The organism is Lysinibacillus sp. NPDC056185, assembly GCF_047737915.1.
Lineage (GTDB): Bacteria > Bacillota > Bacilli > Bacillales_A > Planococcaceae > Lysinibacillus.
Map to the genome: position 1 here is coordinate 1 of NZ_JBLLLQ010000018.1, position 24,085 is coordinate 24,085.

At 35.7% G+C, this 24,085-nt stretch carries 14 protein-coding genes, 4 pseudogenes and 1 riboswitch; of the genes and pseudogenes, 12 read left to right on the plus strand and 6 right to left on the minus strand.

All coding sequences use genetic code 11. The features are described 5' to 3' along the window. The first annotated feature begins 157 nt into the window (after window positions 1-157). From ACMZ42_RS16730 to ACMZ42_RS16750, 5 genes and pseudogenes are all read left to right on the plus strand, one after another. The gene (locus ACMZ42_RS16730; protein WP_415732095.1) at window positions 158-1,690 is read left to right on the plus strand and encodes a sensor histidine kinase; all 1,533 of its coding nucleotides are present in this window, start codon (window positions 158-160) and stop codon (window positions 1,688-1,690) included. Window positions 1,691-1,883: 193 nt separating this feature from the next. After that, a complete protein-coding gene (locus tag ACMZ42_RS16735) occupies window positions 1,884-3,176 on the plus strand; it encodes a serine hydrolase domain-containing protein (RefSeq protein ID WP_415732096.1) in 1,293 nt (430 codons plus the stop codon). Window positions 3,177-3,433: 257 nt separating this feature from the next. Next, entirely contained in the window at window positions 3,434-4,120 is a 687-nt protein-coding gene (locus ACMZ42_RS16740; RefSeq protein WP_415732097.1) for an endonuclease V, read from the plus strand. A 197-nt stretch (window positions 4,121-4,317) separates the two neighbouring features. After that, window positions 4,318-4,848 (plus strand): SMI1/KNR4 family protein, encoded by a 531-nt coding sequence (locus tag ACMZ42_RS16745; protein ID WP_402874701.1) that lies wholly within the window; start codon window positions 4,318-4,320, stop codon window positions 4,846-4,848. Between the two features lie 18 nt (window positions 4,849-4,866). Then, window positions 4,867-5,478: pseudogene (locus ACMZ42_RS16750) on the plus strand (SMI1/KNR4 family protein); the annotation flags it as partial. A gap of 82 nt (window positions 5,479-5,560) precedes the next feature. Here the strand turns inward: ACMZ42_RS16750 and ACMZ42_RS16755 are convergent. Genes ACMZ42_RS16755 through ACMZ42_RS16765 form a run of 3 tightly spaced genes read right to left on the minus strand, consistent with a single transcriptional unit; the run spans window position 5,561 to window position 8,220 of the window. After that, the gene (locus tag ACMZ42_RS16755) at window positions 5,561-6,847 is read right to left on the minus strand and encodes an AAA family ATPase (protein WP_415732098.1); all 1,287 of its coding nucleotides are present in this window, start codon (window positions 6,845-6,847) and stop codon (window positions 5,561-5,563) included. Beyond that, on the minus strand, window positions 6,840-7,760 hold the full coding sequence (locus ACMZ42_RS16760; protein WP_415732099.1) for a tetratricopeptide repeat protein: 921 nt from the start codon (window positions 7,758-7,760) through the stop codon (window positions 6,840-6,842). Before ACMZ42_RS16760 ends, ACMZ42_RS16755 begins: the two co-directional genes overlap by 8 nt. 10 nt (window positions 7,761-7,770) lie before the next feature. After that, the gene (locus ACMZ42_RS16765) at window positions 7,771-8,220 is read right to left on the minus strand and encodes a hypothetical protein (RefSeq protein WP_370079816.1); all 450 of its coding nucleotides are present in this window, start codon (window positions 8,218-8,220) and stop codon (window positions 7,771-7,773) included. Between the two features lie 408 nt (window positions 8,221-8,628). Between ACMZ42_RS16765 and ACMZ42_RS16770 the strand changes: the two genes are divergently transcribed. The 3 genes and pseudogenes from ACMZ42_RS16770 to ACMZ42_RS16780 all read left to right on the plus strand — a co-directional run bounded on the left by ACMZ42_RS16770 (window position 8,629) and on the right by ACMZ42_RS16780 (window position 13,314). Next, on the plus strand, window positions 8,629-11,490 hold the full coding sequence (locus ACMZ42_RS16770) for a hypothetical protein (protein WP_415732100.1): 2,862 nt from the start codon (window positions 8,629-8,631) through the stop codon (window positions 11,488-11,490). 225 nt (window positions 11,491-11,715) lie between these two features. Then, window positions 11,716-12,043, plus strand: a pseudogene (locus ACMZ42_RS16775) (amidohydrolase); the annotation flags it as partial. 302 nt (window positions 12,044-12,345) lie between these two features. Beyond that, entirely contained in the window at window positions 12,346-13,314 is a 969-nt protein-coding gene (locus ACMZ42_RS16780; protein ID WP_415732101.1) for a glutaminase, read from the plus strand. 139 nt (window positions 13,315-13,453) lie between these two features. Here ACMZ42_RS16780 and ACMZ42_RS16785 read toward each other — a convergent pair whose 3' ends face one another. Continuing rightward, on the minus strand, window positions 13,454-14,794 hold the full coding sequence (locus ACMZ42_RS16785; protein ID WP_415732102.1) for an amino acid permease: 1,341 nt from the start codon (window positions 14,792-14,794) through the stop codon (window positions 13,454-13,456). A 164-nt stretch (window positions 14,795-14,958) separates the two neighbouring features. Beyond that, window positions 14,959-15,035: riboswitch (glycine riboswitch) on the minus strand. Window positions 15,036-15,559: 524 nt separating this feature from the next. Further along, window positions 15,560-15,949 carry a rhodanese-like domain-containing protein gene (locus tag ACMZ42_RS16790; RefSeq protein WP_132357268.1) on the minus strand — a complete coding sequence of 130 codons (390 nt, stop codon included), beginning with the start codon at window positions 15,947-15,949 and terminating at the stop codon, window positions 15,560-15,562. A gap of 352 nt (window positions 15,950-16,301) precedes the next feature. On the opposite strand from ACMZ42_RS16790, the gene ACMZ42_RS16795 reads away from it, so the two are divergent. From ACMZ42_RS16795 to ACMZ42_RS16810, 4 genes and pseudogenes are all read left to right on the plus strand, one after another. Continuing rightward, entirely contained in the window at window positions 16,302-17,132 is an 831-nt protein-coding gene (locus ACMZ42_RS16795; protein ID WP_402874690.1) for a biotin/lipoate A/B protein ligase family protein, read from the plus strand. 202 nt (window positions 17,133-17,334) lie between these two features. Next, window positions 17,335-18,129, plus strand: a pseudogene (locus ACMZ42_RS16800) (ribonucleotide reductase N-terminal alpha domain-containing protein); the annotation flags it as partial. 93 nt (window positions 18,130-18,222) lie between these two features. After that, window positions 18,223-19,104 (plus strand): endonuclease domain-containing protein, encoded by an 882-nt coding sequence (locus ACMZ42_RS16805; RefSeq protein ID WP_402874687.1) that lies wholly within the window; start codon window positions 18,223-18,225, stop codon window positions 19,102-19,104. Between the two features lie 228 nt (window positions 19,105-19,332). After that, window positions 19,333-21,114, plus strand: a pseudogene (locus tag ACMZ42_RS16810) (vitamin B12-dependent ribonucleotide reductase); the annotation flags it as partial. A gap of 168 nt (window positions 21,115-21,282) precedes the next feature. On the opposite strand, the gene ppsA reads toward ACMZ42_RS16810, so the two are convergent. Beyond that, window positions 21,283-23,883, minus strand: a complete 2,601-nt coding sequence (gene ppsA, locus ACMZ42_RS16815) for a phosphoenolpyruvate synthase (RefSeq protein ID WP_415732103.1) — start codon at window positions 23,881-23,883, stop codon at window positions 21,283-21,285. Window positions 23,884-24,085: the final 202 nt, after the last annotated feature.

Below are 24,085 nucleotides of genomic sequence, written 5' to 3' on the forward strand. Positions count from 1 at the left end.
CTGACCTTTTATTTTTTTTGTTCTTAGTATTTTTAGTATCATCTTCCCATCTACAAATACTTTATTCTCTAATTTTACCTTGTGGTTATTTTTTATTTTATTAATAATAATTCTTTGTATTTTAGGGATAGGTTATTCAAAATATAAGACCCCTCAATTGAAAATTTTTTTACTAAGTATTATTATCCCATTCTTACCATTCCTTTTTTTGTTTGCTATACCTGAGATTATTTCCTATAAATATATACTTTCTGCCGAAATATGCTCCTTATTTTTAATGTTCATACCATATAGCTTTATATGTACACAGCTCACTGAACGTATATTTGATATGGAATACTTTATTACCCGTTTACGCTATTACTTTAATTTTTCATTTGTTTTTACGATTTGGTTATTAGCAGGTCTGTATGTAATTACTGATTTGTCTATTTCAAGAATGGCGGAATTATTCTTTTTTGCCTTCTTATCATTAATAGCACTTTTCTATATTAAAGAGAAAATAGATTATCATAAGCGAAAAATTCTTTTTTCAACAAAAGGGGATTATATCCATCGATTGTATACGACAGTTGATAGTATAGGTAGGGTCGTGAAGATTGAAGACTTGCTAGATAAATTTGTTCAAGAAATTGCTTTACACCTTGAGATTAAACATGTTTACGTATTAACCTATGATTTGCAAACACATCAAGTTACTTCCACAAGTACATCAAAAGACTATACTCAAAATCAAATGGACGAAATATTACTTGAGAATCTCCACATGGGGGATATAAAGAAAACGGAGCATTTTTATATAGCTTTTATCCACCAAGATGTAAATTATAAAAGAATACTAGTCGTAGACCATAATAAATCGATTTATTTAAAGGATGAGGAGTTATTATGGCTTGAATTATTACTTTTATATGTAAATAATTTTATTGAAAATACGAAAATGGTGGAAGGTCTATTAGAACAGTTAAAGCATATGAAAGAGGCTGATAAAAGTCAGCTACCATGGCTCAATAAGCTTCTTTGGCTACGATTTGAACAAGAAAAATATCAATTAGCTCAAGAGCTTCATGATACGGTTTTACAAGAGCAGCTACATATTGCTCGAGAAATGGATGTATGTATTCATGCGAAGAGGACAACAGATATTCAGGTGAACCTTACTAAGATTCATGATCATATGATTGCATCGTTGAATGATTTAAGAGGCTACTGTGAAAATTTGAAGCCACCATTATTAGATACACTAGGCTTAAATGCTGCGCTTGAGAAGCTTATTCAAAAAGTTCATAAGCGTGCGAATTTTGTTTTAGTTTATACAATCGATCGTCTATATTTAGAAGATGAGCGTTTAAACTTGATGATTTATCGGCTTTTTCAAGAGTTGTTAAACAATGCATTAAAACATTCGTATGCCAACACTGTCGAAATTCATTTGTTAGAAACAGACGATGGCTTTGAAATTATTTATTTAGACGATGGTGTAGGATGCAAAATGGATGGAATTATTGTTTCTGATTCAATGGGAATCAGGGGGATGCAAGAGAGGGTACATGCTTTTAATGGTCAGTTTTCTATCAATACCAATGTAGGAGAAGGAATGTCCATTCGAATTAAGATAAATGAAGGAAATGATACTCATTCCTATGACTACGATACTTATAATAGAAAGCCAACTCTTAGTAGAGGATAATATATGAATAGAAAGAAAGATATGAACCATTTAAACACCTCCTAATCTTCTCGTATTGTGTAGAAATTACAGTGCGAGTTGGATTGGGAGGTTTTGCATTGAAGTATATAGAACTTCAAGATATGCGGATTTGGCAACTCATCAGGTAAAAAATTTAAAGAATGATTATTCATTTTAGTAAGGAGAAACTCACATGCTATTAGAAGAACGGTTAAATAATTGGGTAGATTCTTATAATCGAAACGGTTATTTGAATGGTACTTTATTAATTGCATCTAATGAGAATATTCTTTTAAACAGAGGGTTTGGTATGGCGAATTGGGAGCATAGCATTCCCAATGTACCCACAACTAAACTTCGTATAGGGTCGCTCACGAAAGCATTTACAGCGATGGCTATATTTCAATTGCATGAAAAGCAAAAATTGAATATTGATGATTGCGTAGGAAAATATCTACAAGATTATCCGAATGGTCAACAGATAACAATATTTCATTGTTTAACTAATAGTTCTGGAATACCTAATTATACAAATGCCCCTGATTTTTGGTTTCGCACAATGAGATTGCCATCAACATTAGATCAACTAATTGATTCCTTTAAAGAAAGGGAATTAGAGTTTGAACCTGGTAGTAAATTTGGCTATTCGAATTCAGCGTATGCGTTGTTAACGGCTATTATTGAAGAAGTTTCAGACATGTCTTATGCAGATTACATACAGCAGTATATATGTCATCCATTAGGTATGTATCATACAGGCTGTGATGATGGGGTGAAGCTTGTTCCAGGTTTAGCTTCTGGTTATTCATTTTGGGAAGAACCCATTCATTCAGCCTATGCGGATATGTCATTCCCATTAGGTTCCTACGGTTTATATTCAACAACAGAGGACTTATTTATTTGGGATCAGGCATTAACATCATCCAAAATACTTCGCAAAGAATTAACAGAGAAAATGTTGACTCCAAATCTTGGCTCCTATGCGTGTGGCTGGATGGTCTCTGAAGTAATGGGGAAAAAATGTGTGCATCATTTTGGAGATATTAGCGGTTATTCAAGTGATTTCCTTAGATTTGTTGATGACCAAGTTACGATTATCCTTTTAAGTAATATGAATGTTACACCTGTCATGCACTTAAGTAGAGAGATTGCAAAGATTGTTTTTGATAAAAATGTATCTTCACCAACACCTAGAGTTCCGATAGCATTCACAAAGAAAGAATCTATCGTGGGGCAATATTTAATGGAAAATAAAGTACTTACTATTTCAATTAAAAATGAAGAACTTTATCTAACAGTCCCTAAGATGTATGGAGCTTTATATAAATTTAAGCTTATACCATTTAGTCATGACGCAACGAAAACGGCTTTTTTAACCGAGATGATTTATGAACGATTGATATTTTATTATTCATTATCAGGCGAAATAGAGCGTGTGCAGTACGTCGATTGTTATGAAAAAACTTATACGCTTCATAAGCAATAGATGGAGCATCAATATTATATTTTGAAACTTAGAAAGAGGCATCCCAAATCATTAGTTGAGATGCCTCTTTGATTTTATTTATTATATGCGCTTAGCGTGAAACCGAAGATACTTTCCGGTACTTTTCGTATTGTGCAGCATTCACGGTACGTGTATGGATTGGAGGTTTTTGCTTTTGGTTGCTATATTTCCTATAACAAACACTGTTATTTATGTATCATGATAGTATATTTATATAGAGAGGAGATGATATCTTCATGGAAATGGAAGAAATGATCCTGAATTATACATCGCAACAAAATGAATTGAGGAAGCGTATTTCCCTACAAAACAATTTTTCTAATGATCAAATTCAGCTCGTTGCAGGGGTGGATATTGCCTATTGGGGCGAAAATAATAAAGAATATGGAGCTTGTTGCATTCAAGTTATTGATTTTAGTTCCAAAAAAATCGTTGAACAAGTTGAGTACATAAATGAAATCACAATTCCATATATTTCTGGGTTTTTAGCCTTTCGTGAATTGCCTCTTGTATTAGAGGCTGTTAAAAAGTTGAGAACGGATCCAGACATTTATATGTTTGATGGAAATGGTTATTTACATAGTCGTCATATGGGCATTGCTACACATGCCTCATTTTTCTTGGAAAAACCGACAATTGGAGTTGCTAAAACTTATTATAAAATAGAGAACACAGATTTTATAATGCCGGAAAATATAACTGGAGCGTTTACTGATATTGTGATTGATGGGGAAGTGTATGGTCGTGCTCTAAGAAGTAGAAAGGATGTTAAACCGATATTTGTGTCATGTGGTAACGAGATTGATTTAGATACGGCAACTAATATAACGATGCATTTTATTGAAAAAGACAGCCGTTTACCAATCCCTACAAGATATGCGGATTTAGCGACTCATCAGGCAAGAAAAATACAACGAGATTAGAGTAAGTGTTTAACTTCTTTCAGCGGGTATTCAAACTCGCTGAAATAGAGGAACTCAGGCTAAGTACTTCACATCCTGTGAAAACGCCTGAGTGACGGACATCGTGTCGGCCTAAATCCTCCGGACGCAATTATGCCAGGGCATAATTGATTAGTGTTAAGGAATTCAATTAATAATTAAAATGAGAGGGATAACAAGTGAAAAGTGAAGCTGAAATTCTATGGAATCGTATAATTGAAAAAAATTCGAAGTTAGAAGTGAATGGTATAGAAGCATTAAACCTTCAGCCTGGTGCAACAGCTGAAGAATTTCAACTAATCGAAACTACATTAGGTATTACTCTTCCAGAAGAGATGAAAAATTTTTATCGTATATGTAATGGGCAAGTCTGGTCGCAAGGTGTACAGCCCTTTGTTAGGAATTTAACACTTTCCCCCATTTCTGAAATTATTGACAATTGGAAGTTTCTACAGGAGGAGTTTGATCCAGATGATTTGCTTTCAGATACAGAGTATGCTGTTGAGGTAAAACCAACGCTTTGGAATGAAAAATGGATTCCGATTGCTGAAAATGGTGGAGGCGATTATCTTTGTCTTGATACAGATCCAACAGAAAAAGGAGTAGTGGGTCAAGTGTTGTATTTTTGGCATGATTGGGGAGATCGAACAATTGATGCAGATGGTCTGTTTGAATTTATAAAAATCGCTTTAAATGAAGAAACTATTTAAAAAAGGAGGTAAACGACGATGATTCAGTTGATAATGAACAAATTAAAGGTTCAATTAGACCAATTATTTTCACCTTTTTTAAATCCACCAGCTTCTGAGGAAGAGATACAGAAGGCTGAAATTAAGATGGGTATTAAATTTCCTGATGAATTAAGGGAGCTTTATCTTTTGCATAATGGAGAGAACGAAGATGGGCCGGGTTTGTTTTTTGGAATGCCGTTTTTACCATTAGATGATGTTTTACAGGAATGGCATGTATGGGCACAGCTAGAAGAGAAATTTGCATTGGAAGGTGCTTCTTATTCCGTCCCAACTGGATACATAAAAGAGAGGGGTATCAATCGTAAGTGGATACCTATTAGTAAAGATTTTGGTGGCAATAATATCGGCATAGATCTCGATCCAGATAAGAAAGGGCGAATAGGGCAAGTCATCAATTTTGGGCGTGATGAGGAAATAAAGTATGTGATAGCAAATCAATTATCAGAATTCCTACTATTTATTTCTGAAACGATAGTACAGGGTAATTATCAAATTGAACAAGAAGAAGATTATATCTACTGGAATTATGAAAACAGCACCCATTTTTTAGATATACTAAACGCCATTGAATTGCCTGTTCTAGACCCTGTGCCGAGGCATAATTGATAGTAACATACATGTGAAAGAGGCATCCCAAATAACAATGGAGATGCCTCTTTGATGTCATTCTTTAAATGCGTTTAGCATGGGTACGTAGATATTTTTCAACATCATTGTATAACCCTGATTGATTTGCGTATTTCACGTAGTTTTTTGCAGTACGTAACCAATCTAATGTAGATGGTTGTATCTCTTCTAAAACGTGTAATAAATCATTAGTTGTGATTGGACGTTCATCACCGGTTGCTAAAATTTCAGCAAGTACATTTTCAGTAGCTAATTCAATCATATTTTCAATGTCTGCACCTGAGAAAAATTCTGTTTGAGCGGCTAGTGTTGCTACATCTATTTCTTCAGCATATCTTCCCGCTAGCTTCAATTTAAAAATTTGCTCTCTCGCTTTTTTATCTGGTGGAGCGACAAAGATGAGACGGTCGAATCGACCAGGGCGCTTTAAGGCATTATCGATATCCCAAGGGGTATTTGTAGCAGCCATAATAAGCACTTCATCTGTGCTTGTATCAATTCCCTCTAACTCTGTAAGGAATGTGTCGATGATTCCTCGAGTATATTCAGAAGCTTTAGACCGACTCATACCAATCGTGTCTACTTCATCAAAAAACATAATACTTGGCTTTTGAAAACGCGCTTTATCAAAAGCAGCTTTTAAATTTTGTTCACTTTCTCCAATATAGCGATTTAATATGTCTGTAATATGAACAGGATAGAAATTAGCCTTACATTCACCAGCGGTTGCCTTGGCGATAAATGTTTTTCCACAACCCGGGGGACCATAGAGAAGAACGCCGCCGCCAACTTTTTTTCGAAACTTAGCAAATAGACCTTTGTTATAAAATGGGCTAATAATACGTAAAGTAATGGTCTTTTTTAAGTCATCAAGCCCAGCAACATCTGTAAAAGTGATTTGTTCCTTACCTTTTTTTACTGTTTTAGGGGCTTTACCATCAATAATTTTTAACCTAGGTGTAAAGTCTATTAATTGATCCGACTCGGTTTCTTCACTTTTGACTTCTCTTTCAAGCAATTCTTCTGCTGAAGCGGCAATGTCTTCAGTAGTCTCAATCATTTCATCTAAATCAGGACTTTTCTGCTGAATAACTGGTGATTGGATATCCATTGACTTCGTTTGCTGAAGTTGTATACTCGTTTTTGTTAATTCATTAATAATTTCCATACGTAGTGTATCATCTGTACAGAGAGAAATTCCTGTTGAATACGATTGTACAGCTTCTAGCCAGCGATCGTTTTCAGCAAGCTCTTTTCCAAGCCAGTAATGTGCTTGAGGGTCAGTTGGGCTTTGTTCCACCATTTGCTGTAACCATTTAATTTTATCCATATCGATAACCCCTTATTTTTCTTAGCCCTTTTGTCAAAGGAACTGATATCCATGTATAAAGTGCAAGTACTACATAGCATTTTAAAAACAGCATGGCTAGACTATCAAACCCTAATGCTAGTAACAAAAAGGTTAGCCCAATCCCTACAAGCCAAATGATAGAGGGACCCCCTAAACGCTCCATAAAACGATTAGGCGCTAGCAGAGGGTGAGTTGTAATTTCCATCTCTTCTAATATAGATAGTAGTGTTTGATCCTCAGGATTTAAAAGAAAGGCTTGTCTGTAATATTCTTTCGCTTCTTTTTCATTATTTCGGAAGGAGGCATTTATTCCAAGGTGCAACAATTTTGCAACTTCACTATCTGCTGAATTCATATATTGTTCTAATGCAAGGATTTGTTGTTCTTTACTTCCATGTACACCTTGTAAAATAAAGTTTCTACGTAACACATATGAATTTTCTGGATCTAATTCTAATGCTTTATTGATTAATAACTTTGATTTATTACGATATCCTGTTTGTTTCATTAAAACAGCATAGCTTGCATGTGTTTCTGCATTATTTGGATTTAAGCGAAGTGATTCAAGAAAGGCTTTTTCTGCTTCTTGCCATCGCTCCGTTTCCATGTATAGATGGCCGAGAAAATAAAATATGAGTTCCTCATCGAATCCTAATCTCATGGCTTCATGAAATTGTTCTTCAGCTTCGTCAAATTCATTTATTGCATAGTTACTGTAAGCTAACATATACCAAAGCCCGCTATTTTCAATATTGTCTTGTAATTCCTCGTTAATAAGCTCGATAACTTGGGGATATTTCCCTATATTAAAATAATGATTGATAACTTCAAAGGATGGTTCTTCATATTCATCATATTCATCATATTCATCATATTCTTCGAATTCACTCATAATATACCTCCTATAGTGCTAGTAAGAATAACGTAATCAAAGCATCGATTAAGCCAGAGAAGATGATTGCGATAAACCCTGGCTTCCATAATGATTCAGCAACACCATCTACTGCTAAATGTTCTTTATATGGCTCGTCTAAAAAAACGAAGAAAATGAAAAAACAGGCAACCCCAAATAGTCGGCCAACTAATTTAATATACTTTTCATCTATGAGGATTAGTTGTTGACCAATTGCGTAAACGATTGCAAGCTTCGCAATAATAAGTACAATACTAATAATCGTTAACAACTGTATGTATTTTTTCTCGATTTTTAGCCATTTAGCGTTTTGTATACCTAGTATGGTAATGGCAAAAATACCACCAAACATAGCAACAAAAAATAGATTACCAATCTCGTAGCTTCTTGTCCTGTCTACTTCATTGTTTGTTAAACTAGGTTCATAAAGATTTTCCATAATACCATCAAGCTCCTTGTTCCCTATTAATATCCTAATAATAGTTGTATTATACATATATTTCTTGAAACTGGAAACACCTTCTTTGCAGGATTGTAAAACGGTTATTATGCTCCTTAATTCTCATTACTTACTATATTGTTCAGGTTAATTTTTTGGATCAAATTCATTCGATGATTTCTTTTGTTTCGTCGTTTTGGAGCTCATTAACTCAAGTAAATGACATTTGCTGTGAAAATGTGGAAGGGGATAAAAGTAGTATTGAAATCGATGGATAATCAAAATATTATTATTTTTGTTATTGAAATAGGGAGGAAATACACTTTTTAGAAATATTCAATAAAATGAAGAGAATTATTAAAAATGTAACCGATATAATTCAATAGATGATAGAGGAGGTATGAAAATTTGAATAAAAAATTATTTTTGACAGCAGCAGCTATCCCAGTAGCTCTTATTGTACCAGCAGTTGCAGGAGCAGCAGCCAATACAGTTTCCATCACAGGACAAAATACAGTAAATGAAACTTTAAAAGCTTCTATTGAAAACTTACCAGCAAATTCGATTGTTAAAGGCTATCAGTGGTATTATGTAGATGGTTCTAACGATTCAACGAATAAACCAATCTCTGGTGCCACAACAGCGTCATTTACAATACCAGTAGAAGCGGCAGGCAAAGCAGTTTTCGTGGAAGCGACTACAACAAATGGCGATAAGTATAAGAGTGAACCCCGTTCGATTAATGAACTAAAACTTTCAATAACTGCGCCAAGAATTGATAGTAGTTCAAATTATGCAGTACCTGGTGAATTGGTACAAGTCGCAGGTGCGATTGTAACCGATGATGCCGGAGCAAAGTTGAAAAGCAGTCAGATTACATATAGCTATCAATGGTTTTATAAAGTAGGTGAATCCTTCACAATAATTGATGGAGCTACTAACGACACATACCGAATTCCTAATAATGCTTTAAGTATTGGCATCACAGATATAATGGTTAATGTAAAGGCAAAGGTAGGAACTGCTTTCGTAGAATCTGAGTTTTCTAGTGTGGTAACAGTATCTAACGAACCATCTGAGTCAATGATTAAGGAAATAAAAACTTTATTAATAAATGACAACAAATATAATGTAAAAAGTTTAGAATCTTTTAAAGCAGAAGTAACGGCATTAGAAAGTAAATATCAGGCACTATCAACTGCAGCAAAGGCGAATGTGACAAATTATGACGTATTAAAGAGAGCAGCTGCAGATGTAGATTTAATTAGCAAGTTAAATGAGAAAGTAGATAAGGTAAAAGAGGTTAATGAAAAAGACCTACCGAAATATTTAAAAGAAATCGATGAGTCCTATGATAAGTTTGATTTATTACAACGTAGTTTAGATATAAATGATGCTTTATACAATAGTATTAAAAACATTTTGATAGATCCGTCACATATCGAAGAATTTAAAGAAGTTAGAAGACTAAATCAGGCAATTGTAGAATTGTTAGCATATAAAAATTCTTTTGTTACGTATGTACCTACTAGCATAGAATCTTTACAAACAGCAGTTGAAACAATTGAAAAGGATATAGCAAAATTATCTCAAACTTACCGAGCAACTGTTCAAAATCAAACAATTTTAAGTGATGCTAAGTCGGATATTAAAAAGATTGAACAATTTATTAAACTTTTCGATAAGCTGTCACAAAATGATTCGCCTAGCAAACAGGTGACAACAGCAAAATCAATTCGTACGTCTTATGAAAAGTTAACTTATAAACAACTTCAACTTGTACCAGCAAAATATATTAGTACATTACTTCAAGCAGAAAACGCAGAAAACAGTCAAATTGACAGATTAAATATCGAGATTGACAATTATGTAGGCGATGTGGATGACAGTTACCCAATTGATCCGTCAGTAACTTCTTGGCAAAGTCATGTTAATAATGTAAACCGTATTATTAATGAATATAAGGGCTTAACGAAAAATTCAGCGGCTAAAATTGTCGGATATGATAGCATGGTAACCCTGCAAAAGGATTTTAAAGCAGCTGAAAAAATTATTAAGGACATGGACGCCTATCAAAAGCTATCAGTAACGCCAGGGGTAGCTGAAAGTAAGTTGAAAACTAATTACACTAATGTATTGAAAGCTTATAATAAGTTAACTAGTCTACAACAATCACTTGTTTATAATGCAAACGATTTTTTATTAAATACCCCGACTATTACGGTTGATTTAAATGGTAAGGAACCTGCTGATAAAGCTGCTGCATTGGCTTTAAAGACGGATGTTGATAAGCTTACTGATGTAACGAAATATACGTTTACCCAATTCGAAAGTGCTGTTAATGCAGCAACAACAAAATATAAAAACTTATCTTCCGCTGGACGAAAGTACGTAACAAACTATTATTTATTAACAGCGGCTAGTAAAGATCTTTCTGGTGTTAAGTCATTCCATAAAAAAGTGCAAACTGCAAGAGAAGAAACAGATGCTACGAAACAAGCGAAAAAAATTCAAACAGTACAAACTGCTTATGCAAAGCTACCTGCAAATCAACAGTTTCTAGCAAAACAGCAATATGAAGACTTGCTTAACCATCGTTTAGAAGATGTTAATGCACCAGATATCACAAAGTTAAATAATGAAATTGCAAAAATTGTCTCAAATGATACGTATACAGTTTCAATAGAAAAAATTAATGAGCTTTCAACGCAATATAATAAGCTGAGCTCTAGTGATAAAAAACGTATTACGAATGCGTCTATCTTAACAACAGCGGTTTCCGATGTGAAAAAAGTAGAATCATTTATGAAGACGTATGAAAAATCATTTACTAATAACCCAACAACTGTCATTAAAGCTTTTTATAAGCTAACATCAAAACAAATGAGTTTAGTCAGTCCAGAAATACGACAATCCATTATCGATAAGGATCAAGGTCAACAACAGTCTAATGAAAGTGCTTTGAAGTTAGTAGAATCAATTAATTCACTCCTTGTAAATGGTGAATATATTGATGATTTGGAGACTAAAGTAAAAGAAATTCGTACAGCATATGATGGCCTTAGTGCTTCAGAAAAGAGCATCGTAAAAAATTATTCTAAGCTAACACAGGCCGAGAGTGATTTGAAAAAGGTAGCCGATGTACATGCTCTTTATGTACCTTCGACAGAAGAGAATGCAGCAGCTCGTAAAACTTGGCAAACTGCTTACGGTAAGCTCTCGAAAAAATTAGAAATTTTATATAATAAAATGTATGCAAACGATTTATAAAAAATAGTTTAAACCAAAACCCCGAATAACGAATTTATTCGGGGTTTTAGTGTGTGTGCCTGGAAGGTGGATGTCGATAAAAATTAAAAGTTGGGTGATAAAACGTGAAAGTTAGTAGATAAAATTCAAAAGTTGGTTGATAAAACAAAAAAGTGTTCCGATGAAATTCATAAGTTGGATGACATTATGTTAAAAAGGATGTCATGTGGATAAGTTGATTGGAGAGAGGAAAATGGTTCAGGTAAAGCTTATATGGCGACAGCTGGTATTTTTGATGATGTCAATGATGCAATATCTTATCATCCGGGTACTTCTACATCTGTTTTGACTTACACCTCTCTAGCAAACTATGCAGCTACTTTTAAGCTTACCGAGAAGCAGCCACACCACATTTAGGAAGAAGTGTATTAGATGCAGTTGAACTCATGAATGTTGGGTAAACTATTTACATGAACATATCATTCCAGAAGCACGCGTGCATTATGCGATTACAAACATAGCAGGATCGTCTCCAAATGTCGTTCAACCATATGCAGAGGTGACATACTTAGTGATTTAGGAATACCAACTTATGAAATAGACTGCTGTTGATTTAATTGACAATCCAGCACTTATTGAAGAAGCTAAAAAAGAGTGGTAGGAACGTCTGGATGGGGAGACTTATGTTTTGCTAATTCCAGAAGGCTAAGCCTCGAAAACTTTAAAAAGTCTTTAAAAAGTTATACCAAATAGAGTCTTCGTAGGGTAAACTATGGAGACTCTGTTTTTGCCTATTATTAAGTTTTTTTCTTAGTAAAGTGTATTTATTGAGTAGTTATGGCGTAAAAATGCCATTTTTTGAAAGGAGATCACAAAATGCCGACAGAACATATCAATCATAATAATCAGCTTGCGGCAGAATGGGTGAAAATGTTTCGTCCTTATGCTAAAGAGGGACAATGCGCAAGCTATATTCCTGCTTTAGCGGAAAAAGATCCAAATCAATTAGCGATTTCGATTATCGGTACTAATAATGAGGAAATGAAAGCCGGAGAGACAACTGAACTATTTACCCTGCAAAGTGTTTCAAAAGTCGTTACATTTATTTTAGCGTGTATGGAACGAGGGTTACCTTATGTTTTAGAACGAGTAGATGTTGAACCTACAGGTGACACCTTCAATTCAATTATTCGTCTAGAGAGCCATCAACCTGGAAAACCTTTTAATCCAATGATTAATGCAGGTGCAATTACAGTATCCTCTATGCTTGATGGAAATTCTCCGCAAGAGAAGGTTTCAAAAATCCTTCAATTTTTAGAACAAATCGTTGGCAAGGAATTAAAGGTTAATGAAGAGGTTTATCAATCTGAGTGGCAAACTGCAAATCGAAACCGTTCATTAGCCTATTATTTAATGGATTCGGGCTTTTTAAATTGTCCTGTAGAAGAAGCATTAGAAGTATATTTGAAACAATGTGCTATTGAAGTAAATGTTTCGGATTTGGCAATGATTGGTTTAGTCATTGCCAATGATGGCTATCATCCTCATTTAAATAAACAGCTCTTCCCTAAACAAGTAGCAAAATTAGCGAAGGCATTGATGGTTACTTGCGGTATGTATAATGCTTCTGGGAAATTTGCGGCATTTATAGGATTACCCGCTAAAAGTGGTGTCTCTGGGGCAATTTTGGCGGCTGTACCAAGTCACGCAGGCTTAGATTCACCTTTTCCTACCGGCTGTGGTATAGGCATTTATGGACCAGCAATTGATGACATTGGGAACAGTGTAGCCGGAGTGAATTTACTCAAGCATATTGCTACCGAGTGGAATATGAATATTTTTTAATCAATATGAAAGATGACTTCGTAAATGGACGAAGTCATCTTTTTTGTGATTTTACTTCGCTTTCGCACAATAAATAAAGCCCTGAATAGGTACACTTTCTTTAAAAGTGTCACTATCCGGGACAATTCATTTTACCGTATTAGTTCTTTCTTTTCATTTTATAAATAATCATTAGTATGATAAACCAAATTGGTGTTAACAGTAATGCGGTGCGTGTTGCCTCTGAAATGAACATGACTACTAATAGAAAAGCAAAGAAGGCAAGTACTAAATAGTTCACGAACGGAGTAAAAGGTGCCTTGAAAATCGATGCTTCATGAAGTGCGCGATTTTTACGTTTATAAATGATATGAGAGATTAATATAATACTCCATACCCATATAAAGCAAATAGCACTAATCGTTGTAACAACACTAAAGGCGTTTTCAGGCATTAATTTACTTAGTAATGCACCAGCGGAAACTACAATTGCAGAAACAACGAGTGCGTTACTTGGCACACTGTTTTTATTGAGCTTTGCAAACTTTGGCGAAGCTTGCTTGTTGTTCCCAAGATTAAAAAGCATGCGGCTAGTAGAAAATAAACCACTATTACCGGCAGAAGCGGCAGATGTAAGTACGACAAAATTAATAATACCTGCAGCAATTGGAATACCAGCTAGTGTAAATACTTGTACAAATGGACTACTAGAGGCAGACATTTCATTCCAAGGATTAATGCATAAAATAACAAATAATGCCCCTACGTAGAATAATAAAATGCGTAATGGAATTTTATTAATGGCCGAAGGAATATTTTTTTTAGGATTGGCCGTTTCTGCAGCAGAAACTCCTACTAATTCGACACCAACAAATGCGAAAACAACCATTTGGAATGCCATTAGGAAACCGTGTAAGCCGTTCGGGAATAACCCGCCATGTGCCCAAAGATTTTCAACAGAAACTGTGCCAGAGCTTGTTTGAAAACCTGTAAATAACATGAATACTCCAATCACAATCAGTGCCACAATTGTAATGACTTTTATAAGTGCAAACCAAAATTCTAGTTCGCCAAATAGTTTTACAGTTAATAAATTCAATATTAATAACAGTACTAAACAGCCAATTGCAGGCACCCATTGTGGTATATCAAACCAATATTGTACATAAACGCCGACAGCAATAATATCTGCCATAGCGGTCATGATCCAGCAGAACCAGTATGTCCAGCCAGTGATGTAACCTGCCCAAGGTCCTATGTATTCGGATGCAAAATCAGTAAACGATGTATAGCCAGCATTCGATAATAATAGTTCACCTAATGCCCGCATAACAAAAAATAAGGCGGTTCCGACAATGAGATAAGCAAAGATAATGGAAGGTCCCGCTAAAGCAATGGCTTTACCTGATCCTAAAAATAAACCAGTACCGATTGTTCCGCCAATCGCTATGAGCTGCACATGGCGATTTTTTAATTCACGTTTTAATTGTTGTTGTTCCACGTTAATCCCCCTCAAAGATACGTAAAAACTATGACTGGAAAATAAAAAAAGAGACTAGTAGTGACACTAGTCTCGTAAATGACAGAATAACAAATACCAATTGCGGATGTTGTATGTAAAAAAAGAAAACATTCGTGTGGTATAGCTTTCATGTTGAAAGTTGATATTACTCCTCTGTCCTTTTGCCTGAGATAGTGAACCCTTCGGCGACGCAAAATGCGCTCTCTCCAGAACTGCTCCTGCTATAGTGTTATCCATAGCATTCATAGCTTATATTGTATGTCTGTATGACATTATTTTAAGATATTATAAATCCTATCAGTGCCTACTTAATTATTCAAGGATAAATTTCAGACATTTTCAGAAAAAAAGAAGAATGGAGTTCATCTAGGTAAATACTTTACGAAAAATAGTATTTTTAGACATATGTAAATTTAAGGATAATGTTTTAATTCGCGGTATATGGAGTTGGAAGAGATGAAAATTGGAACTAGCTTAGGAAGCGGCTCGCATTTTGGTAAAGGAATGTGAAAGAGAGTATGTATCTTTCGTTGCTTTAACTTACTCCAACTAACTTGTCAGACATTAAACAAAATATATAATATAGTAGAAACTCAGAATTTTTTGCAAAAAGTAAACCATCTCATAGTCATTTGAGATGGTTTCTTTTTGTTTAAACAATGTGATATAGGTAAATATAGATAAATTTACTTTGTTTCCGTGAGTAGATTTATTTATATTAGTCACTAATGTCTTATTGATTTTTTAATTTTGTTTTTTGGACTTTATTTTACCTGTCCAAGTACGGAAGCCTCCTTGAAGTTGGTAAATTTGGTTGTAGCCACGTTTTTTAAGAAATAAAGCAGCACGTGAGCTACGGCCTGTATTTTGACAGTATAAATATACTGGTAAATCTGGGCGGATTTCTTTGTGACGTTGACGTAGAGTAGTTGAAGGAACATTGCGTGCACCAAGGATGTGACCAGCATCAAATTCTTTTTGTTCACGTACGTCGATAAGCTGTGCTTTACGATAGCCTTCAATAAATTGTTCTTGTGTTAGGTTTGTTACGGCTTTTTTTAGTCGTAGGGCGTTAATGCCGATATAAGCAATTACAACTACTAAAATAACACCGATTGTGATAAGTATGTTCAACAAAATTTCTTACCCCTTTCTATCTTCTTTATTATTATAAAAGATGCGCTAGCGATAGTCCAATGAGTTTGATAAAATAAATTAGATTGTGGCTAGAATTAATTTATCTCTATTTATATGGATTTTATTAGTGAACTGTCACAGTATCTTTCCACTATTTTCTTGGATTAGGGTGGTGGATACTTTCATAAAGAATAGAACTTAACGCACGGTGTCAAAATTTTGAGAAGCATTATTTTTGGCTCATAACAAAGAATTGGATAACATTTGTTAAAATGAATGCCATATATAAGGTGACTTATTTTGTACACTTTCGCTAAAGTTTAATTAAATATTTGTAGGAGATGAAAATATGACAACTTGGTATTTTCTAAATTCAGGGAAATGTAGCCCTTCTTTTAATATGGCATTAGATGAAGCATTACTTGATTGGCATAGTGAAGGTTTAATTCCACCAGTTATTCGTTTTTATGAGTGGGAGCCAGCAACACTTTCGATTGGCTATTTCCAGCAGGCGAAAAGAGATATTAATCTAGAAGCGGTACGAGAACAAGGACTAGGCTTTGTTCGTCGTCCAACAGGTGGTAGAGCTGTTTTACATGAACATGAATTGACATATAGTGTCATTGTTTCAGAAAGCTATCCAAATATGCCTGAATCAGTGACAGAGGCGTATAGAGTGTTAAGTGAAGGTATATTGAAAGGTTTTCATAATCTAGGTATGGATGCTTATTTTAGTGTACCTGATACAGAAGAACAAAGAGCAGACTTAAAGAAACCAAAAAGCGCAGTTTGCTTTGATGCGCCAAGCTGGTATGAGCTTGTTGTAGAAGGTAAAAAAGTAGCGGGTAGTGCACAAACTCGTCAAAAAGGTGTTATTTTACAGCACGGAGCTATTTTACTTGATTTAGATCAGGAGAAATTATTGTCTGTTTTCAATTTTTCAAGTGAAGAAGCGAAGGACCGCATGCGTAGAAAGATGCCAGAGAAAGCGGTTGCTATCAATAACCTTGTCAAAGAACCAGTGACTATTGAACAATGTGTGACAGCTTTTCGTGATGGTTTTGCAAAATCGTTGCAAATTGATTTAAAACCATTTACACTTTCTGAGGAGCAATTAGAATATGTACATGCACTAGAAGAAAAAAAATATGCATGTGATGATTGGAACTTCAAAAAATAAAAAATGGTATAAGAAAAATATTTTTTTATCGTTCAACCCTTGTAATAACAAGCAGTTCGGATTCTATTCGAAATTGCAAGAGTTGAATTAAAAAACTATATATAGTATCTTTTTTAAAGAAACATACACAATATGTAGTGTTTAACGACACATGATATTGTGTATTTATTATTGTAATGCAGAAAACAAGGGAGGCAAAACGATGGTACTTACAAATCATCAACCCGAAGTAAACAAATTTGAACAGTTAAACAAAGATATTGAACAATTTCCACAGGTTCATCCTGTAACACCTAATATGCACATAACGCATAAAGGTGTATCTAGACTTGTGATGATCGATCGCTACTCGTTTAAGGATACGGAGAAGAAAACGTTAAAAGCCGGTGATTTCGTCGTATTAACAGTGAAGTCAGATCCAAAATTCCCTGCACGTGGTTTAGGGACAATCCAAAAGCTTGATATGTCTACAAAAACAGCAGAAATTTTGATTGAGGAAGATTACCGTAGTGCTTTAGATGATCCGAAAGAGCAAGAAACGGGTGTGATTACGCGTTCAATTGACGTGCTAGAAAAGCCTCTTGAAATATTTTATGAACAAATCGCAAAACGAAATGCAACAGGACTTGCTTCTGTTGAAAAAACACCAGAGAAACGCCAAGAATGGTTTGAGAAATTTTATGAGCAGTTAGTATCATTAAAATTCATTCCAGCTGGACGAGTTATTTACGGAGCAGGATCTGAAACAGATGTAACGTTCTTCAACTGTTACGTAATGCCATTTGTAGCAGATTCACGTGAAGGAATTAGTGATCACCGTAAGCAAGTAATGGAAATTATGAGCCGCGGTGGTGGTGTAGGGACAAATGGTTCGACATTGCGTCCACGTAACACTTTAGCACGTGGTGTAAATGGTAAATCATCTGGCTCTGTATCATGGTTAGATGATATTGCGAAGCTGACTCATCTTGTTGAACAAGGTGGTAGCCGCAGAGGTAAGCATAATCTAGGTGCTTCTGCGTAAACAAACCTCGTGAATTGCTGGAAACTCTTTAACGGAAATATTGTCACTTTAATCGAGGTGGGAATTATGGATGTTTATGATGCGAAACAGCCACAGACTTGTTTAATATGTGGTTTTACAATAAATCATAATAAACAAGGTTGGTATACGTCTCATTTGAAAAATGAGCATAACTTAACGTTAGATAATTATTTAATATCTTATTTTTATCCAATAGAAATGGTTACCTGCCAATATATTTTATGTAATAAAGAGGTTAAATTGAGGCGTGGTATTCCCAATCAATTTTGTAGTAGAAGCTGTCGAGGAAAAGGTGAGCCTTTAACTTGTGTAATTTGTGGAAAACTATTCGATGAAAAACATCGGCAGACTAAAACTTGTAGTAAAGAGTGTGCGAGTAGGCTTCGATCACAAAATACAGGAAAATGGCATAATGAAATGCCGGATGAACAAAAGAAGGTTCATTTTGAAAATATCATTTCAAAAACAGCTAAAACTAGAAAAATAAATGGAACTCCTTCATGGAATAGCGGTAAGACAGGGGTTTATAGTGAAGAAACCATCGAAAAGATTCGACAAGCTGCATTAAAGCAACTAGAGAGGGAAACATTTAGAAAAACTAGTATTGAAAGAGCTTTAGAGCATTTCTTAGTTGAACAATCAATTCCCTACAAATATTCCTTCATCTTTGAAGGAGCACAATTTGATTTTCTACTATTAGGGACAAATATTCTAATTGAGTGTGATGGCGATTTTTGGCATGGGAATCCAAAATTTTATTCCACTTTTTATGAAGTTCAAAAGAGGATAAAAGCCAGGGATATTGAAAAAAATCGAATTGCAGCGGCTCACGGGTACACTTTACTTCGTTTCTGGGAAGATGAGATAAAAAATGATTTTGAAAATGTTAAAAAACGCATTATAAATGCACTGCTAGCTACAACGTAACTGGAAACGGTAAGCGTGAATGCTTGAAAATAGCAGTGGGATAAAGACAATCAGCAGCCAAGCCTCTTTCAGAGAGGAAGGTTCAACGACCATCGAAAGCACGCTATGTTAGCGGAAGTGAGTAGAGTAGGAGTGAAGCCACTCCGAAGTGCGAGGACATCTAATAAGATGTAAGATATGGTCTCAACTTCTATGGTGACATAGAGAGTGGGTATAGCGAACCCGCGTAAGAAATCGGCACAAATGATTATGCTGGCAGATTGGCATCCTGATATCGTGGAATTTATTATTTCGAAAATGCAAAATCCACGTATTCTTCGATACCTAATCGAAAATACAACGGATAATTCAATTATTCGTCTAGCAAAAGAAAAATTAAACTTTAAGCCTCTTTCATCTCAAGAGGAAGCTATGTACCAAGGTATTGTTAACTATAAAGGTATCGAAGGCTTAGGCGGTTTTGATACGGCTATTATTCGTGAAGCAGAAAACAAACTTCGTGATGGTGGTACTTATACTGTTCACAATCAAGAGTTTTTAACTGGTGCAAATATTTCTGTAACATTAACAAAAGAATTTATGCAAGCTGTAGAAAATGACGCTGACTTTGAGCTTCGTTTCCCAGCTGTTGAAGAATATACAAAAGAAGAGATGGCTATTTACAACAGTGAATGGCATAAAGTTGGAGATGTACGCGAATGGGAGAAAATGGGCTATAAAGTACGCACTTACCGCACGATTAAAGCGAAGGAATTATGGAATTTAATCAACGTTTGTGCAACATACTCTGCAGAGCCAGGTATTTTCTTCATCGACAACGCTAATGACATGACAAACGCAAAAGCTTATGGTCAAAGCGTTGTAGCGACAAATCCGTGTGGGGAACAACCACTTGCACCATATTCTGTGTGTAACTTAGCGGCTGTGAACTTAGCACAGTTTGCGAATAAGGAAGATCAAACAATTGATTATGAAGCACTACGTGAAACAGTTCGTGTTGGTGTTCGTATGCAAGATAATGTTATTGATGCTACACCATACTTCTTAGAAGAAAACCGTGTACAAGCTCTTGGAGAGCGTCGTGTTGGCTTGGGTGTAATGGGCTTAGCGGACTTACTAATTTATTGTGAGAAAGAATATGGCTCAGAAGCGGGTAATGAGCTAGTTGATGAAATCTTTAAAACGATTGCTGAAACTGCGTATGAGACGTCAACAGAGCTTGCAAAAGAACGCGGTAGCTTCCCATTCCTTGTAGGAGCAACTGAGGAAGAGACAGCACGTTTACGTAAAGCATTTACTGAAACAGGCTTTATGCAAAAAATGCCTGCACACATTAAAGAACAAATTTTAGCAACTGGTATTCGCAACTCACATTTACTGACAGTAGCTCCAACTGGTTCTACTGGTACGATGGTTGGTGTGGCAACAGGTCTTGAGCCATACTTCTCATTCACATATTACCGTTCTGGTCGTTTAGGTAAATTCATCGAGGTAAAAGCAGAAATCGTACAAGAATATTTAGGACGTCATCCAGAAGCTAATGAGAATGAACTTCCTGAATGGTTCGTTACGGCTATGGAGTTAAAACCAGAGGCACATGCTGATGTACAATGTATCATCCAAAAATGGATCGATTCATCTATTTCAAAAACTGTAAACGCACCAAAAGGTTATACAGTACAACAAGTTGAAAAAGTATACGAGCGCTTATATAAAGGTGGCGCTAAAGGTGGTACGGTCTATGTAGATGGTAGCCGTGATTCACAAGTACTGACACTAAAAGCTGAAGAAAATGATATGGATCAACTATCATTTGAAGAAGAATTAGTAGAAGTACCAACGAAGCGTCCTGTTGTATTAGTAGATACGATTCAAGCATTAGAATCGACAACAGTTATTGGTTCGGATGTAGGGAATACTTGTCCTGTATGCCGTAAAGGAACTGTTGAAGAAATTGGTGGCTGTAATACATGTACAAACTGTGCTGCACAGTTGAAATGTGGCCTATAAAATAATGAAAAAGTGTCTATCTCGTCAAAATGACGGATAGACACTTTTTTTATCTTCATTTAGACAAAAGCTAACTACGGAAGTACCCCCACCTTTGAGGGGGAGGCCTAAGCACAAAGCCGATTGCCGTCCATTAAGACAGAGGCTCTTACTTGACGTTTTTAGTTATTACAATATTTCAATATACCCTTCTGTTCCATGTACGCGAATTCGTTGTCCGTCTTTAATCAGTTTAATGGCATTTTCCACCCCAACAACTGCTGGTAAGCCATATTCACGCGCGATAACTGCTCCATGGGTCATCAGTCCACCAACTTCGGTAACTAGACCTTTTATGGATACAAACAATGGTGTCCAGCTAGGGTCAGTAAAGGAGGTAACTAATATATCTCCTTCTTCTATATCGGCATCTTCCATGTTTAAGATGACACGAGCCCGTCCCTCGATAACTCCAGAAGAAACAGGCAGCCCTACAATAGCTTTGGCTGGGAGATTTTCTCGTTTGTATTCACCTACAATGATTTCACCATCAGACGTGATAACGCGTGGGGGAGTAAGTCTTTCATATAATTTGTACTCGTCTTTTCGCTCGCTGATGATCTGGTAATCTAGTTTATTTGTGTGTACGATTTCACGAAGTTCTTCAAAAGTGAGATAGTATATATCTTCTTTTTCATGAATAACGTTGGCTTGTACGAGTTGTCCGGCTTCTTTCAGTAAAGCCTGCTTATAAACGAAGTAGCGATTAATCATGCCGTATTTTGGATACTCGCGATAACCGATGAAATTTCGGATTAGGCTGATCATTCGTTTTGTTTCTTTGGCTTTTTGTTCACCATCCGGTAATTGCTTCAATCGCTCTAATAACTCTTGTTCTTTTTTCAAAGCTTCCTGTCGCCCTTGCTCAAATTTCCGAGTGCGGGCATTAGGCTGCAAGTTTTTTATATTGTTAAGAATCATGGGGACAAGTGTAATCGGTTTTTCACTCCAACGAGGTTTCGTAATATCGATTTCTCCAGCACATCGCATTCCGTATTTGTTGAGAAAAACATAGAAAGCGTCTCTAGCTTCCTGTCCACCATTGAATTTAACTAGTTCATCCAAAAAGGTATCATCTTTTGTGTGTTGTAAATATGCAATTACTTCTGGATAAGGACGGATCACATCTGCGACATCCAATAGTGCTAGACCCATTTCCGAAGTAATATTATTTGGTACAGATTGAGAAAGCGTATCTGCTACGTTTTTTTCACCTAACCACTCGTTCATTTTTTCATTAACCCATATTGAAGCATTTATAGCAGCCATAAATACAGCTGAACTTTGTGGGTCAGATAAAAACTTCTTTAATTCCTGAATATCTTCTAGAATAAAATCAAATAAATCTATTCCTGATTTCGTTTGGATGTTTTGTTTTAACTCTTCTATGGATGTTTGATTTCGCTTAATCAATTCAGAAACGATTGATGGATTGTTTTCGATTTGTGCTAGCGTATCTGTATTGCCTCTGTTGGGACTCGGTGCTTTAATATCATTCGGTAACGATTTTATAAAATCTCCACGCTCAATGATGTTCATAAGTGCGTCTTTCATGAGCGGATCGTGTTGTCCCATAGCTTTTAATAAATTGTTTCTACTGACCGGTAAAGCTAGTTGATGCGTAACATCAACAAACAACCTTCCGCCTGCTTTACGCATGGGCGCAGAAGTCGTTAACAGAAAAAAAGACAATCCCAATGGTTTCATAGGATCTGTCATCATTTGTTGGTGACCGACAGATATATAGACGTGGTTTTCTTGATCATTCGCATTAGGGATGGGGAAAAGAGTCGTGATTGGGCGACTTTGGACAATATAAAATGTATCATCAACCAAACACCATTCGATATCTTGTGGGCAACCAAAATAAGCTTCGATCTGTCTGCCGATGCGTGCTAGTTGTAAAATCTGTTGATCGGTAAGTGTTTGTGTCTTTTGCTGATTCGGATCGATCTGTTGTGTCTCTGTTCCTCCTCCTTTTAGGCTATAGATAGCTAATTTCTTGGTTGCTATCATTTTATCGACGATTTTATCTTCCTGTACTTTATAACAATCGGCAGAGACCAAGCCAGAGACCAGTGCTTCTCCGAGTCCAAAACTGGCATTGATTGATAGCAGTTTTCGGTTAGAAGTTATCGGATCAGCGGTAAATAAAATCCCTGATGCTTGTGGGAAAACCATTCGTTGTATGATAACGGATAAATACACTTGACTGTGGTCAAATCCATTTTGCATACGGTAGATTACCGCGCGATCCGTAAATAGGGAAGCCCAACATTTGCGAATATGCTGCAAGATGGATTCTTTGCCGATGATATTTAAATAGGAGTCTTGTTGACCAGCAAAAGAGGCATGTGGTAAATCTTCAGCTGTCGCACTAGAACGCACTGCATAAGCATGGTCATCACCTAGCTGAGAGAGTGTGTGAGCAACTGCATTTACAACGTCGGAAGGAATTATTACTTCCATAATGATTTGTCGAATCTTCCTGCTGATTTCACCAACTTGATCTCGATCCTCTACTTTTAGCGTTAATAGTTGGTCCAACAATATTTGAAACGTTTCGTTTTGTTCGATGGCTTTTTGATAACCCACCGTTGTAACACAAAATCCCTCTGGTACTTGTATTCCTTCGATTTTTGATAATTCCCCTAAATTTGACCCTTTTCCACCAACGAGCAAAAGTTGTGTTTTATCCATTTCCTGAAAACCAAGAACTAAAGAATTCATTCTGCATCTCTCCTAACCATTTTATTGAGAAAAAATATTTGACAAGAGCTTACCAGTGCGATATAATTAAATTATAAAATAGGATTACTATGCACATTTAGTGGATGACAATTGTAATATAATTATATCTTCGTGTCTGTTTTTGTGCAATATTAAAGAACTTGGTGAAAATATCCAAGTCTCTTCTTGATTTCCCTCTTCC

What these genes read in the sequence shown, in the direction of transcription:
- ACMZ42_RS16805 (WP_402874687.1), top strand. Translation starts at nt 18,223, where the DNA reads ATGGATGTTTATGATGCGAAACAGCCACAGACTTGTTTAATATGTGGT.
- ACMZ42_RS16760 (WP_415732099.1), bottom strand. Translation starts at nt 7,760, where the DNA reads ATGAGTGAATTCGAAGAATATGATGAATATGATGAATATGATGAATAT.
- ACMZ42_RS16740 (WP_415732097.1), top strand. Translation starts at nt 3,434, where the DNA reads ATGGAAATGGAAGAAATGATCCTGAATTATACATCGCAACAAAATGAA.
- ACMZ42_RS16795 (WP_402874690.1), top strand. Translation starts at nt 16,302, where the DNA reads ATGACAACTTGGTATTTTCTAAATTCAGGGAAATGTAGCCCTTCTTTT.
- ACMZ42_RS16755 (WP_415732098.1), bottom strand. Translation starts at nt 6,847, where the DNA reads ATGGATAAAATTAAATGGTTACAGCAAATGGTGGAACAAAGCCCAACT.
- ppsA (WP_415732103.1), bottom strand. Translation starts at nt 23,883, where the DNA reads ATGAATTCTTTAGTTCTTGGTTTTCAGGAAATGGATAAAACACAACTT.
- ACMZ42_RS16735 (WP_415732096.1), top strand. Translation starts at nt 1,884, where the DNA reads ATGCTATTAGAAGAACGGTTAAATAATTGGGTAGATTCTTATAATCGA.
- ACMZ42_RS16765 (WP_370079816.1), bottom strand. Translation starts at nt 8,220, where the DNA reads ATGGAAAATCTTTATGAACCTAGTTTAACAAACAATGAAGTAGACAGG.
- ACMZ42_RS16780 (WP_415732101.1), top strand. Translation starts at nt 12,346, where the DNA reads ATGCCGACAGAACATATCAATCATAATAATCAGCTTGCGGCAGAATGG.